The following is a 13994-nucleotide window of genomic DNA, read 5'->3' on the forward strand; positions in this document are numbered from 1 at the left end:
GTTTAACCTCCGATCGCCGCCTGCTGCTGCAGGGCCAGTTTTTGTTGCAATCTTCGCTGGAACTGATCAACAACAACGGCAGCAATAATTACCAGGCCCTTGATGACGATCTGCCAGAACGAGCTGACACCCATCATGACGAGGCCATCGGAGAGAATTCCGATCACAAATGCGCCAACAATTGTGCCGCCGATCCTGCCGCGGCCGCCGGACATTGAGGTTCCGCCAAGGACTGCCGCAGCGATCGCGTTAAGTTCGAAGCTTTCACCTGTTGCTGGGTGAGCCGCCACCAGTTCGGAGGAAATGATCAGGCCGACGATCGCTGCACAGAAGCCCGAGAACATATAGACGAACATCTTCACGCGATTGACGCGCACGCCGGACAAGGCCGCTGCCCGTTCGTTGCCGCCGACAGCATAGATGAAGCGTCCGAGCGGCGTACGCATGGCAATATAGGCCGCGGCGCATCCGACAATGACGAGCAGCCAAATTGACACGGGGATACCGAGGATCAGCCCTGATCCGAGAAAGGGAAATCCTGTCGTTCCAAGCTCGGCATTGCCTACAAGGTTGGGAAACGTGCGCCCGTCGGATGAAAGGAGCGCAAAGCCGCGTGCCACATAAAGTGTGCCAAGTGTGGCGATGAATGGTGCGACATTCAGCCGGGTTATGAGAAATCCATTGAGTGCTCCAATCAATACACCGACAGCCAATGTAATCAAAATGACCTCGATAACATTGAAATAAACGGTATAGCCGATCGGGCCAAGGTTGAGCCCATTCATGATCAGTCCGCCTGCAACCATCCCGGACAGACCAACGATCGATCCAACGGAAAGATCAATACCTCCCGTGATGATGACGAATGTCATGCCGATCGCAAGGAACGCATTGAGCGCCACGTGTTTCGACATGATTACCATGTTGGCAGTGCTCAGGAAATTTGGCGCGGCAAAGGAGAAGAAGATCAGGACAAGAAACAGGGCGATGAAGGTGCGCATGTGCAGCAGCGCCATCACAGCGGAACTTGAATTCAACCCGGGTGCCTGCTTGGCGATGGTAGCACTCATGATCGCGCCTCCGCTGTTGGATTGTTGACGTCGTGCCCGATGCTCGATGCTGAAACCACAGCCTCTTCCGTGGCCTCATCGCGCTTAAAATCGCCGGTGATGCGGCCTTTCGACATGACGATGATGCGGTCCGACAACGCCATGACCTCTTCGAGATCGGAGGTGACGAACAAAATTCCGAGCCCATCGGCTGCAAGCTTGCGCATGGTGCGGAACACCTCCGCCTTGGCGCCAATGTCGATGCCCCTGCTCGGCTCGTCCATGAGCAGGACTTTGGGATCGGTCATCAAGGCCTTGCCGATGACCACTTTCTGCTGGTTTCCGCCCGACAGCGACGCCACCTCGTTTTCCGGGTTCGCAATCTTGATGGCAAGACTGCGAATATAGCTTGCGACGGCGGAACGTTCTTTCCTGCGGTCGATCTGCACGCCTCGCACGTAATTCCAAAGACTTGCCAAGGTCATATTATCGCTGACCGACATGATCTGGATCAGACCCTCGGCCTTGCGGTCTTCAGGTATGAGCGCTAGACCGCCATTCATCCGATCAAGGACATCTGCTGTTGGCAATCGTTTATTGTCGACTCTAATCGTGCCGCCCGCATGTCTGTGACGGCCGATAATGCAGTCGAACAATTCTGTTCGCCCCGCCCCCATGAGGCCATAGATGCCGATGATTTCACCCGCCCGTAGCGAAAGCGAAACGTGGTCGACGGTATAACCACCGCCTTGCCTGGGGAGTGTGACATCCTCGATGCGCAATATCTCCTGGCCGTATTTGTGCTCAGCCGTCTTGGCGTAGTCTTTGGAGGATGCCCCGATCATGCTACGGACGATCCACGGCACATCGACATCCTGCATCGATCTTGAGCCGGTAATATTCCCGTCCCTGAGGACAGTGATGAAATCACCGATGCGAACCAGTTCCTCAAGCCGATGCGAAATGTAAACGATGGCAACCCCTTGGGCTTTCAGTTCGGCAATGACGCGGAACAGGATTTCGACCTCCGTGGCGCTTAATGCGGATGTCGGCTCGTCCATGATGAGAATGCTCGCGTTCTGGGACAAAGCCTTGGCAATCTCGACGATCTGTTGCTGGCCAATGCGCAGTTCTCCGACGGGCCGGTCAACCGGAATATCGTGTTCCAGGCGGCGCATCAGCGCGCGCGCCTTTTCTTCCTGCGCTTTGCGGTCGATATCCACGCGAAAACGGCATTGCTCGCGGGTGATGAAAATATTCTCGGCAACCGTCATATTCGGGAACAGGTTAAGTTCCTGAAAGACAATGCCTATGCCGTTTTCAATGGCGTCCTTGGTGCTTGCCAGGCGCACCGGTTCGCCGCCAAGCAGTATGGTACCCTCCGTGGGTTGTTCAACGCCGGCGATAATCTTCATGAGGGTGGATTTGCCAGCACCATTTTCGCCGACAAGCACGTTCACAGCGCTCTTGCGAACGTCGAAATCCACAGACTTGAGTGCTACCGTTCCAGGGTAAACCTTGGTTGCGCCGCGGACGCTGAGTACGACATCCTGATCAATCGGGTTCATTACTGGCCACCTGTGACTGTAAGGTCAGACGGCGTGATCAGGATTTCTGCACCGGTCGTCGGGGTGACGAAAGCGCCGGTCAGGTGCACCAGTTTTCCGATGAGATTTTCGCGGTCGAGCTTTGAAAGCTTGCTGTCGAAGACGTGGGTGTTCAGTGCCCGGCCAACATTGGCGTATTCGATCTGGTTCTTGAAGGCGCTAAACGGGATGAAAGGGAGTACATCACGCAAGGCAGTGCCGCGAACAACCGGGCCAAGCTGCACCTTGGCGTCACTCTTGCCATCCGCGTTGGTGTCGATCGTTAGATAGGCAGCTCTCGATTTGGTGTTGGCTTCGAGCACCTTGCCGTCGAGGTTGACGATGAAGCTATACGGATTCTGCGCAGGATTTTCGCTGTATCCATATTCGGGGCCAGCAGCTTTCGCATCGCGCGCCAAAGCTGATTGGACCTCGCCGAACGGACGAGCCTTTTCATGCATGAACGGCTCGATCTTGGGCAACCATATGTCCGATACGACCTTGTCCGCATTGAAGTCGGACGAGTCGAAGAAGATTTCGATCTGCCCGGATGCCTTGGCATTTGTTACTTCATTCTTCTTCAGCTTGCAGCCCGATAGGCCAAGCGCCGCACCGGCAATCGAGACGGCGACAAGCAAATTCATTCTGACTGTCATCAATTTCACCCGCGAGCATCCAGTCTGAGAAAGTCTAAAGGGGCATGACGGATTGACCCCGTCATGCCCCTTCTGCTCATTCCTTCAGTGCAAATGTTTCAAGATTGTTGGCATTGTCAGCAGTGATCAGAACGCAATCCATCAACTGCTTTTCTTCCTCACCTGTTGAGCCGGTCTTGATAAACTTGTCCGCTTGCTCGACAGCAATCTCGGCCTGGCGATAGGCGGGCTGAAGTACCGTACCCTTGATCCCGCCCTCGAGAATTGAATCGCGCACGTCGTTGCTGCCGTCGAATCCGACCAGGATCACATCGGTCCGATGGGCCGCCTTAAGGGCTGCCCAAGCACCCATGGCCATGGTGTCATTGCCGGAAATGACGCCCTTAATATCCGGATTGGCCTGAAGGATCGATTGCATCTTGGCAAAGGCTTCCGTCTGGCTCCAGTTCGCGGACTGGCGCGAAACCATTTTCATGTCAGGATACTGGTCAATGACATCATGATAGCCCTTGGAGCGGATGCCGGCATTTATATCCGCTTCCCGCCCGACCAGTTCGACATAGGTGCCCTTCTCGCCCATCTGCTCGACGAAGAATTCAGCGCCGAGCGTCGCACCCTGATAATTATTGGAAACAATCTGCGAGACAGCAATTCCTGTCGCGTTGATCTCACGATCAATGAGGAAAGAGGGAATCTTGGCGTCCTTGGCTTTCTGGACTGCAGCGACAGAGGCGTCGGAACCCGCATTGTCGAGGATGATGGCCTTTGCGCCCCGTGCGATCGCCGTATCCACCAGCTCGTTCTGCTTGTTGGCATCATCGTCATGAACAAGCACGATCGTCTCGTAACCCAATGCCTCAGCACGCGCCTTTGCGCCTTCCGCTTCCGATTTGAAGAATGGGTTGTCGTGTGATGGCGTGATGATGGCCATCAGATCGGCCGCACTGGCGATGACAGGTGACGCCGCCAAAAGCGCAGTTGTCGCGGTCGCGAGCATTAGTTGCTTCAAGAATGTCATGGTTTCTCCTCCCGAGTGACATAATTACGATTGTTATTTCCAGGTGGTCTTGCCTGTCCTCCAACAGAGTTGGGCGCTCGGCAGATCAGGTGATGCGCCGAATGCTTTCCGTGATCTCGTCGTGATTAAATACGTCCAGCCAGTCCGGCTGCATGATCCGCGGTTTGCCATTCTCGATGGCCTTGTTGCAGGCGTCCGAGAAGACACCTTCCACCTCGCCCATGATGACAGCACCAAGGATGTTCATATGGCCAAGCAGAAAATCACGGGCCGCGACCGGATCAACACCCCTGCGTACAACTTCATCCAGTGCGTCTTTCATGGCGACGAGCAAGGAAGCGCAAACAGTTTCCGAAAGGCCAGGTTCAAGCAAAGCCATCTGCTCGACTGTAACCCGGTGGGATCGAAGGATGGGCTTGTAGATCAGCTTGGCCACTTCCTCGCCTCGGGCGAAGTGCTCCTCGGGTCCTTGCATCAGCGCGCTGACAATCGACTGGGCGGCAGCCACGCCACCGAAATAATCACGCTTTGCAGATAGATCTGTCTCATCGTTGAAGATTGGCGGATGGCAGGGATGCGTGACGAAATACGTAATGTCGTCGCGCTTCGGCAGATGCCCGGCAAACGGGGCTGCCGCATCGAGAATGATAATCATCGCCCCGGCTTCTACCTTGTCGACGATCTGCTGGGACACTGCCCGGATTGCCGTATCGGGTACAGCCAGAATAACGATCTGCGCTCCCTTCAGGCCTTCGTCCGGCGTTACGCAATCAACCCCGAGTGTGCTCTTAAGGCGAGTTTTGGCAGCCTCGTTGACTTCGACATGATCCACTTCAAATCGCGATCCCTTGAGATTTTTCGCGAGCCGCGTGCCCATTTTTCCGCCGGCACCGAGAAGTGCAATTTTCATGAAGAAGCCTCCCTTGGATCATGTTGTGGCAATTTGTCGACCGGATATCACGTTGTCAACTGGTATAATGACTTGATAAGGTAATAATCGTACTGTTATGTGTTTGGCGAGTGAAGGGGAGGAAAAAGTGGACAGGATTTACGCTGAATATGATCTTGAGACACCGGGCGATCTGATCGACACGGCGGCCATCATCGCTGGAGAACAATCGTCAGGCACGTTCATGAAGCTTGCGGGGGAGACCGAGGCCCTCAAGGAAGCCTTTGGAGCGCGCATCGAGTCAATCCTTGAGACAGGTCAATTCGATAAGCCATCCCTCCCGTGTAAAATCGCTGGAACGAAATACACCCGCGGTAGAATTCGCCTTTCCTGGTCGCTTGCGAATATGGGCGTATCATTGCCAAATGTCCTGGCGACCGTCGCCGGCAATCTCTTCGAATTGCGCGAGGTATCCGCACTTCGCCTTCTGGATGTCGAGTTTCCCCAAGAGTTCGCTCAAAAATATGCCGGTCCGCAGGCGGGGATCGCCGGGACGCGGTTGCTCACTGGCGTATCCTCGGGACCTTTGATCGGCACAATCATCAAGCCGAGCGTCGGCTTGAGCCCGGCGGAGACGGCCAGCCTGGTCTTGGAACTTGCCGAGGGCGGAATTGACTTTCTGAAGGATGATGAGCTGCAGGCCAATGGTCCACACTGCCCCTTTGCCGAGAGGGTCCAGGCTGTCATGGCGGTTCTTGATCGTTTCGCAGACAGGACGGGCAAGAAACCGATGTACGCTTTCAACATCACGGGCGAGATGGATGAAATGAAGCGAAATGCCGACCTCGTGCGGGACGCCGGCGGAAGCTGTGCGATGGTTGGCATTCACAGCGTTGGCCTGCCTTGCGTGACCGCGTTACGACGCCATACCGACTTGCCCATTCACGGGCATCGCAACGGTTGGGGCCTGTTTTCGCGCTCGCCCGATATTGGCATCAGTTTCATCGCTTGGCAGAAATTCTGGAGGATCGCCGGTGTCGATCACCTTCATGTCAACGGTCTGCGCAACAAATTCAGCGAAGATGGTGCATCATCCATCGCATCGGCGCGTCAATGCCTCACGCCGCTGTTTCGCGGCGCCAAGGATTTCAGGGTCATGCCGGTGTTTTCATCAGGGCAGTCGGCCGAGCAGGTCGAGGACACCTACAAGGCGCTCGATTCAACCGATCTGATCTATTGCGCCGGCGGCGGAATAATGGGGCACCCGCAAGGGCTGGCTGGGGGTATCAGCAGTTTGCGCGAAGCGTGGCAGGCGGCCGTCGAGGGCGTAAGTCTTGAAGCCTATTCGGTGACACACCCTGCCCTGCGCGCCGCAGTTGAAACCTTTCGGCCGCGTTTCTCATGACTGTAAGGCCGCAGATCACCTTTTACGGCGACGACTTCACCGGTTCCACCGATGCAATGGAAGCTCTGAGCTCAAACGGCATTGAGACGGTTCTTTTCACCAAAATTCCCGATGAGGCGCGCCTGAAGGTTTTCAACAATGTAGCCGCAATCGGTCTGGCCGGAACAAGCCGCAGCCAGACACCTGAGTGGATGGATCGCGAGCTGCCCGGCATTTTCGCGTGGCTCAGTTCGCTCCAAGCACCAATGGCTCACTATAAGGTATGCTCGACGTTCGACAGCGCCCCTGAACAGGGTTCGATCGGCCGCGCTATTGACATCGGTCTTCGAGCCTTCGCACAGGACGCCACCCCATTGATTGTCGGCGTGCCGCAACTTGGGCGCTATACGATGTTCGGTGAACTGTATGCGCGGTTTCGCAATGATGTTTTCAGGATCGACAGACATCCGGTCATGAGTCATCACCCTGCAACGCCGATGCACGAGTCGGATCTGCGCAAGCATCTGGCAAAGCAGACAGATGCTCCCATTGGCCTCGTCGACCTTCCATCGCTGCTTGCAGGCAAAGGTGCCATGGCGTGGCGCAAGGCGATGGCCGATTTAAAAAGAGTGATCATGATCGATGTCGCCGATGCGATAAGCCAGCGTCTCGCAGGCGAAATCGTCACCATGCATCTTGCGAGCACCGGACCACTCATATTCGGGTCGTCCGGTGTCGAGTACGCCTACATTGAAATCTTGCGCGCGATGGGCAAACTTCCGCTACCTGCCCCACAACAACCATTGTCTGCCGAAGATCGCATTGCCGTTGTGTCCGGAAGCTGCTCACCAACCACGGAAGCACAGATCAGATACGCAAGCCAAAACGGTTTCGAGCCGGTCCAGGTTAATTATGAGGCGCTGGCATCGGGGGTCGGGGCAGGTATAGCAGAAACGGAAGCTGTCGAGCAGGCAGTGACAGTCCTGAAATCAGGCAAAAGCCCCCTGCTATTTACCTCACTTGGAGCGCCGTCATTTCGGCCATCAGGCGGTTCAAACGAAAATGATCGGGTCGGGCGACGCCTTGGTGCCATGTTGAACCGACTTGCGCACGAAAACGACCTGAAGAGGGTCATCGTCGCGGGCGGCGACACGTCAAGTCATGCATTGGAGGAACTCAAGATCGGGGCGCTCACGCTTCGCCACGCGATTCCCCAAGCGCCAGGTTCGCCTGTTTGTTTGGGCTACAGATTTGATGGATCAGCACCACTGGAACTCGCTTTGAAGGGCGGCCAGATCGGAGAGGAGGACTTTTTTGTGCGTGTCCGGGATGGGCGGCTGAACTGATGGTGCTATCCGAAGATCACTCAGGACAAGGCTTGGGTACCCCCGTTTATGCCGTCGATGACAAGGTGCATATGTCTACGTCAGCGGTGCATTTTGACTTGGATGTCCTAGCCCCTACGCTTGGCGAGTTTCGACTTTGCCAAGATCCCGCCGCCGAGCCCAATACCTGCGTCGCGAAGGCCAGCATGCGCTTTTCGAAGGTCGCAAAAATTCTCTAAGCAATGGATGCCGAAGCCGGCATTGTTGGGCTGGCGATCACTGAATACATGCCGTGGAGCGCGGTCCACATGGCTAAGTCGCTGCACACTTTCGCTGCTTGATAGGCGGTAAACGGGGTGGTCAAAGGTGGCGTCGTATGAAACCGCCCCATCAGCAAAACCGTCAATTTCACACGCCCGTGAACATTTTTGACAAAAAAAGAGCCGGACTGGAAAGTCCGGCCTAATTGTGAAGGTCAAAAACCTCCAGAGGGGAACAGCTGATGCGGTTAAAATGGGAGGAGAACCGCATCGGCTGCGCGGGGAGTATTCCCGATATCAGCGAACCTCAAGACGTTTTATTGCATAGCTGCTATGCAGAGTGCAAAATCCGTAGGCATCACTGGTGCTCTGGTTTGGCCAACCTCACTGAGGCCGCACCGTAAGCGGTGCCGCCATGGCACTCTAGAATACACCGCGCTTCAAAAATGGCACAAGCAGGACACCGTGGCCGTGCCCGCTTAACCGGGCTCGTCGAAACAATGTGGACCGGGCACCCTCGCGTTGGCTTGGGCCCTAAAGCCACTTAAATCAACACACCAACTCTTCTGTTTAACCCAACGTTATCGTTGAACTATAAGTTGCTCGCAGGCAGTTCCCAAGCGCCGTGGTCGCGCTGAAACATACCCCCGACTGCCATCAAGCAGGGTTTTGGTATAGGGATGCGAAACTTTCCCCAGCAGCAGATTCCCACGTTTTGTGACTTCGACAAAAATTCCATTTTGCATCACGGCAACGCGGTCGCACAAATGCGCAATGACCGCCATATCGTGACTGACGAGCACATAGGTCAGATGTTCGCGATCGCGTAGGTCCTTGAGCAGGTTGAGTATTTCCGCTTGAACTGAAACATCGAGAGCGGACGTGGGTTCATCCAGGAGCAAAATCTGCGGTTTCAAAATAAGCGCGCGGGCAATCGCGACGCGCTGGCGCTGACCGCCCGACAATTGATGCGGAAAACGATAACGAAAATTATGCGGCAGACCGACCTCCCGCAAAATCTGTTCTATTCGCTCCTCCCGGCGGTCGAGACCATGGATTTCCAAAGGTTCGAGCAGGGTTCGGCCAATCGTATGGCGGGGATGAATCGACCCAAACGGGTCCTGAAACACCATTTGCTGCTTGGCGAGCTGAGATTTTGTCCGTTTCGGGTTTGCGGTTTCCCCATCGATGACGATTGAACCGCTCCAATTCTTGCTTCTTCCAGCCAAGGCACCAAGCACGGTGGACTTGCCGCAACCACTTTCACCCACCAGGCCGAATGTCTCGCCTTTTGCGACTTCGAACGAGATGTCCTTGACCACTCGGATCGTATTTTGTCCGTGGCCGTAGCTGACACCCAGATTATCGACTTTGATCATCATCTCAGTTCTCCAGCCACCGTGGATCGCGCGTGAGAACTTCAAGTCTTTCACGCGGCTGCTCCAGACTTGGAAGCGCATTGAGCAATCCCTGCGTATAGGGATGTGCAGCCTGTTCCAGATTATCGGCCTCGAGCGTTTCAACGATGCGTCCGGCATACATGATGATCACCCGGTCGCAAAAGCTTCGCACCAGATTGAGGTCGTGAGAGATGAAGATCAGGCCGATATTGCGCTCGGTGATCAGATCATCGAGGATGCTGAGGACTTGCTGGCGTACGGTGACATCGAGGGCGGATGTCGGTTCGTCGGCAATAATCAGCGACGGCGATGAAATCAGCATCATCGAAATCATGATACGTTGCCCCATTCCGCCTGACACCTCATGCGGATAGAGGGTGTAAACACGTTCGGGATCGCGAATGTTTACCCTTTCCAGCATGGCGAGGGTTCGCATGCGCGCATCACGCCAGGAGGCGCCCTCATGCAGAACAACCGTTTCGGAAATCTGCTCGCCGACGGTCATGACCGGATTGAGCGAGTATTTTGGATCCTGGAGGATCATGGATATGCGGCTGCCGCGAATGGTGCGCATCTGCTGTTCGCTTGCTGCCAAGAGGTCAACATCCTCGAACTGCATCCTGTCAGCAGTGACAATGGCGCCAGGTGGCTGAAGCTGCATGATGGCCCGGCCGGCCGTGCTTTTCCCAGACCCGGATTCACCGATGATCCCGACCTTTTCCCGGCCGACTTTGAATGAAACGTTTCGAACGGCCGTGACCGAACCCGACAGGGCCGGAAACTGGACGGACATATTGTCGATCGATAAAATTGTGCTCTGATTGTCAGGCATTTCTCGGATCCATGATGTCGCGCAGGCCATCGCCAAGCAGATTGAACGCCAGGCTGACCACGAGAATGGCAACGCCCGGAACGGTGGTCAGCCACCAGGCATCCAGCAGATATTGGCGGCCCGATGCAGCCATTGCCCCCCATTCGGGCATTGGTGGCTGGGCACCGAGGCCGAGAAAGCCCAGACCGGCCGCTGTCAGGATGATGCTCGACATGTTCAGGGTCAAACGGATGATGATGGACGGAGCGCACAGCGGGACAATGTGGCGCAACAGGATACGTCCCATACCGGCTCCCTGCAGTTCGGCGGCAACGACAAAATCGGCTTGGCGAAATGTCAAGGTTTCGGCGCGTGCCAAGCGGGCAATTGGCGGCCAAACCGTCAAGGCGATAGCGATCACCGCGTTTTCGATGCCCGGGCCAAGGGCCGCGGAGAAAGCAAGCGCAAGAACGAGACTTGGAAACGACAAAAAGATGTCAGTGATGCGCATGAGGATGGTATCGACCCAGCCCCCGAGATAGCCAGCCGTCGCGCCAATGATGAACCCGATCGGAGCAACAATGACGGTGACCAGAATGCTGATATAAAGGGTCGTGCGTGCACCATAGACAAGCCTCGAATAAACGTCGCGCCCGAATTCGTCCGTTCCAAACCAATTGGCCGATGACGGCGGCTGCAATGCCAGAGCCAGATCCTGCGCAAGCGGATCGTGGGTTGAAAGCAGTGGCGCCAGGGCCGAGACCATGACCAGCGCCGCCACAACAATCAGCCCGCCCAGGGCAAGGGGATTGCCGACAAGGTTGAGCCACAAGACATACGCTTTGTGCAGGCGAGCCTGACGCGTTGAGGAAAAATCCTCGCTGATCAGCCAGTCGTGCAGGTCACCGAAATATCGTGTTGTCATTGTTTTACCGGGTCCGTGGATCAAGGAAGCGATAGGCGATGTCCGACAAAAGGTTGATGGCAATCGAAATGATGCCGATCAGGAGGACACTGCCCAGAACGGCATTCATATCGGCAAAAAACAGTGCCGATGTGAGATATTGGCCGAGCCCTGGCCATGCGAACACGGTCTCGATCAGCACGGTACCATCGAGAAGGCCGCAATAGGCGAGCGCCACGATCGTCAAGAGCTGGACACGAATATTGCGAAATGCATGGCGCCAGACAATGGAACGTTGCCCCAGTCCCTTGGCCTTCGCGGTGAGGATGTATTCCTGGCGAAGCTGCTCCAGCATAAAGCTGCGGCTCATACGGCTAAGATAGGCCATCGCGGCATAGCCAAGGATCAACGCTGGTGCCATCACATGATGGAGGACGTCGAAAAAAACACCCCATTCGCCCGCGATGGCCGCGTCGATCAGCAGAGAGTTGGTTGGCCCTTCGACAAGCCCTTCATTGAACACGTCGATGCGCCCGCTTCCTGGTATGAGCCCGAACTTCGCGTAGAAAACGAGGATGACGATGGTTCCCAGCCAAAATATTGGCGTGGAATGGCCGAGCAGCCCGACGATGCGCGCCAGATGATCGACCCATGTGCCTTTGCGAACGGCCGCGATGATCCCAAGCGGTATGCCAAACACGGCGCCGACGATCGTGGCAATCGTCGCCAATTCCAGCGTTGCCGGAAAGACTCGTGCCAGATCACTGGAGACCGCGTTCTTCGTGACGTTGGATTGCCCGAAATCCAGTCGCGCCACATTGCTCAGATATGTTGCGAACTGCTCGTAGAGCGGCCTGTCGAGACCCATCTGCTTGGAGACCCGTTCGTAGGTCGCCTGGTCTGCCTGGTCACCGATGACGGCGATGACCGGATCGGCCGGTACCATACGGCCGATGACAAACGTGATCACCAGCAGGCCCAACAACGTCGTCAGGATGACGGCAAAAGAGGTTGCCAGTTTTTGCAAACTTGACAGCACGGCTGAGCCAGCTGAAGAACGCGTAGAATGGTACTGCGAGATGCTCACGTCCGCGTTCCTTTTTTGAGCAAGCTCATTCGCCCTTGGATACCGTATCCCAGCGGGTCAACCAGGTGGAATGACCTGTATAGCCGGTAATGTCCTTGCGCACCGCCTTTGCATCCGTTCTGAGAAACGAAGTCACAAGCGCCGGCGAGGCTGCGAGATAGGCCCTGTTGATTTTGCTATAAAGGTCCGTGCGCTTGGCCTGATCAGTCTCATGGGCTGCGGCGATTACCATATCCTGAATATCCTTGGGCACATCCCAAGCCGTGCGCCAAGCGTTCAGTCCGGTTAGTTTGGCTTCGTCCGAATTGTTGGCGTTTGTGGCATAGGATTGAAGGATGGCATGCGGGTCAGGCAATCGCTCGCCGGAACGCGCAGAAAATATTTGGAATTCGCGGCTGCGGAACTTGCCTATGTGATCACCGCCCTGAAGATCAAGCTTGATGCCGGCCTTGGCAGCGTTGGCCTGCAGCGACTGGGCAACCTCGTACTCCGGCGTTACCGGCGTTGCATAATAGACCTTGGAAAAACCGTCCGGGTATCCGGCCTCAGTCAGGAGTTGCTTTGCCTTTTCGATATCGAGCTTGTAGGGATTCTCGTCCACGGCACCGGGAAGACCGCGTGGAACGATCGTCTGCTGCTTGATGCCGTAATACTTCATGACCGTGCCGGCAAGCCCGTCATAGTCGATGAGATAGCGAAACGCTTCGCGAACTTTTGGATTCGACAGAATTTCGTCCTTCTGGTTCAAGGCGAGATAATAAAAGCCGAATCCAGGGGTCTTCTGGATCGTGACCTTGCCGCCTTGGTCAAGGGCATTGAGGTCGGTTGACGACAGGCGGGTAGCGACATCGATATCGCCGGCCTCAAGCTGCAGGCGTTGCGCCGCCGATTCGGGCAGATGGCGCAGAATGACGCGGCGCATCTTCGGTGCGCCTTGCCAGTAATCCTTGAAGGCATCGGCAATGAGAATGTCGTTGGACCGCCAGGTACGCAGCGAATAGGGACCGGAGCCCGCATCATTGGCCTGCAGGAATTCGCGCCCCATGTCAGCATTCTTGTCATGCTGCGCCAAAAGCGCGCTATCCAGAATGGAGGTCGAAAAACTTGCAAGTGAAAACAGGATGAGGTTCGGATTCCACACGTCAGGGGTTTGAAGGACCAGCGTCGTGTCATCCGTCGCCTTGATCAGGGTTTCGACATTGTCTTCCTTAAAGCCCCACTGACGCAGATCGACGGACGGCGCCAGCCCAAGCTTGACGAGACGGCGTAACGACCATTCGACATCCTTGGCCGTCAGCGCGTTGCCGGAATGAAATTTGACGCCGGAACGGATCTTGAACGTGAAGGTCTTACCATCAGCCGAAACGGTCCAGCTTTCCGCAAGTCCAGGTGCTGGCTGCGCGATATTGTCGGCGGGCAGAACCACAAGACGGTCATAAAGATTGGCGACCACTTCGGCCGTCTCCAGCTGGTTGATCTCGTTGGGATCAAGCCCGCGCATCGAAGACATCGTCAAAGCGATCACCAGTTGATCGTCCGGTGTTGCGGCGGAAGCCGTGATTGGTGCGGACGAAATTGCGGCAGCAACGGCCGTGGTTATCAAAAAATGGCGCCTTAGCATTTTC

Annotated in this window: 12 protein-coding genes; 2 read left to right on the forward strand and 10 right to left on the reverse strand. The window is 55.9% G+C overall.

The window, feature by feature from the left end; genetic code table 11:
* Positions 1 to 2 precede the first annotated feature (2 nt).
* The 5 genes from CU103_RS10175 to CU103_RS10195 all read right to left on the reverse strand — a co-directional run bounded on the left by CU103_RS10175 (position 3) and on the right by CU103_RS10195 (position 5219).
* A complete protein-coding gene (locus CU103_RS10175; RefSeq protein WP_425350588.1) occupies positions 3 to 1016 on the reverse strand; it encodes an ABC transporter permease in 1014 nt (337 codons plus the stop codon).
* Between the two features lie 50 nt (positions 1017 to 1066).
* A complete protein-coding gene (locus tag CU103_RS10180; RefSeq protein ID WP_106663770.1) occupies positions 1067 to 2617 on the reverse strand; it encodes a sugar ABC transporter ATP-binding protein in 1551 nt (516 codons plus the stop codon).
* Positions 2617 to 3291 (reverse strand): DUF2291 family protein, encoded by a 675-nt coding sequence (locus CU103_RS10185; RefSeq protein WP_106663771.1) that lies wholly within the window; start codon positions 3289 to 3291, stop codon positions 2617 to 2619. The genes CU103_RS10180 and CU103_RS10185 overlap by 1 nt, the downstream gene beginning before the upstream one ends.
* 76 nt (positions 3292 to 3367) lie before the next feature.
* Positions 3368 to 4288, reverse strand: coding sequence for a D-ribose ABC transporter substrate-binding protein (locus CU103_RS10190; RefSeq protein WP_245448718.1), 921 nt, complete (start codon positions 4286 to 4288; stop codon positions 3368 to 3370).
* A 106-nt stretch (positions 4289 to 4394) separates the two neighbouring features.
* Positions 4395 to 5219, reverse strand: a complete 825-nt coding sequence (locus CU103_RS10195; protein ID WP_106663773.1) for a phosphogluconate dehydrogenase C-terminal domain-containing protein — start codon at positions 5217 to 5219, stop codon at positions 4395 to 4397.
* 127 nt (positions 5220 to 5346) lie between these two features.
* Between CU103_RS10195 and CU103_RS10200 the strand changes: the two genes are divergently transcribed.
* Entirely contained in the window at positions 5347 to 6603 is a 1257-nt protein-coding gene (locus CU103_RS10200; RefSeq protein ID WP_245448703.1) for a ribulose-bisphosphate carboxylase large subunit family protein, read from the forward strand.
* Entirely contained in the window at positions 6600 to 7928 is a 1329-nt protein-coding gene (locus tag CU103_RS10205) for a four-carbon acid sugar kinase family protein (protein WP_106663775.1), read from the forward strand. The genes CU103_RS10200 and CU103_RS10205 overlap by 4 nt, the downstream gene beginning before the upstream one ends.
* Positions 7929 to 8748: 820 nt before the next feature.
* On the opposite strand, the gene CU103_RS10215 is transcribed toward CU103_RS10205, so the two are convergent.
* Genes CU103_RS10215 through CU103_RS10235 form a run of 5 tightly spaced genes read right to left on the reverse strand, consistent with a single transcriptional unit; the run spans position 8749 to position 13990 of the window.
* Positions 8749 to 9546 (reverse strand): ABC transporter ATP-binding protein, encoded by a 798-nt coding sequence (locus CU103_RS10215; protein WP_210203746.1) that lies wholly within the window; start codon positions 9544 to 9546, stop codon positions 8749 to 8751.
* A gap of 4 nt (positions 9547 to 9550) precedes the next feature.
* On the reverse strand, positions 9551 to 10399 hold the full coding sequence (locus CU103_RS10220; RefSeq protein WP_106663778.1) for an ABC transporter ATP-binding protein: 849 nt from the start codon (positions 10397 to 10399) through the stop codon (positions 9551 to 9553).
* The gene (locus CU103_RS10225; RefSeq protein WP_106663779.1) at positions 10392 to 11303 is read right to left on the reverse strand and encodes an ABC transporter permease; all 912 of its coding nucleotides are present in this window, start codon (positions 11301 to 11303) and stop codon (positions 10392 to 10394) included. The genes CU103_RS10220 and CU103_RS10225 overlap by 8 nt, the downstream gene beginning before the upstream one ends.
* A gap of 4 nt (positions 11304 to 11307) precedes the next feature.
* Positions 11308 to 12369, reverse strand: a complete 1062-nt coding sequence (locus CU103_RS10230; RefSeq protein WP_106663780.1) for an ABC transporter permease — start codon at positions 12367 to 12369, stop codon at positions 11308 to 11310.
* A gap of 25 nt (positions 12370 to 12394) precedes the next feature.
* The gene (locus tag CU103_RS10235; RefSeq protein ID WP_106663781.1) at positions 12395 to 13990 is read right to left on the reverse strand and encodes an ABC transporter substrate-binding protein; all 1596 of its coding nucleotides are present in this window, start codon (positions 13988 to 13990) and stop codon (positions 12395 to 12397) included.
* Between the last annotated feature and the right edge of the window lie 4 nt (positions 13991 to 13994).

Source organism: Phyllobacterium sophorae (assembly GCF_003010965.1).
Lineage (GTDB): Bacteria > Pseudomonadota > Alphaproteobacteria > Rhizobiales > Rhizobiaceae > Phyllobacterium > Phyllobacterium sophorae.

What these genes read in the sequence shown, in the direction of transcription:
- CU103_RS10175 (WP_425350588.1), bottom strand. Translation starts at nt 1,016, where the DNA reads ATGGCGCTGCTGCACATGCGCACCTTCATCGCCCTGTTTCTTGTCCTG.
- CU103_RS10180 (WP_106663770.1), bottom strand. Translation starts at nt 2,617, where the DNA reads ATGAACCCGATTGATCAGGATGTCGTACTCAGCGTCCGCGGCGCAACC.
- CU103_RS10185 (WP_106663771.1), bottom strand. Translation starts at nt 3,291, where the DNA reads ATGACAGTCAGAATGAATTTGCTTGTCGCCGTCTCGATTGCCGGTGCG.
- CU103_RS10190 (WP_245448718.1), bottom strand. Translation starts at nt 4,288, where the DNA reads ATGCTCGCGACCGCGACAACTGCGCTTTTGGCGGCGTCACCTGTCATC.
- CU103_RS10195 (WP_106663773.1), bottom strand. Translation starts at nt 5,219, where the DNA reads ATGAAAATTGCACTTCTCGGTGCCGGCGGAAAAATGGGCACGCGGCTC.
- CU103_RS10205 (WP_106663775.1), top strand. Translation starts at nt 6,600, where the DNA reads ATGACTGTAAGGCCGCAGATCACCTTTTACGGCGACGACTTCACCGGT.
- CU103_RS10215 (WP_210203746.1), bottom strand. Translation starts at nt 9,546, where the DNA reads ATGATCAAAGTCGATAATCTGGGTGTCAGCTACGGCCACGGACAAAAT.
- CU103_RS10220 (WP_106663778.1), bottom strand. Translation starts at nt 10,399, where the DNA reads ATGCCTGACAATCAGAGCACAATTTTATCGATCGACAATATGTCCGTC.
- CU103_RS10225 (WP_106663779.1), bottom strand. Translation starts at nt 11,303, where the DNA reads ATGACAACACGATATTTCGGTGACCTGCACGACTGGCTGATCAGCGAG.
- CU103_RS10235 (WP_106663781.1), bottom strand. Translation starts at nt 13,990, where the DNA reads ATGCTAAGGCGCCATTTTTTGATAACCACGGCCGTTGCTGCCGCAATT.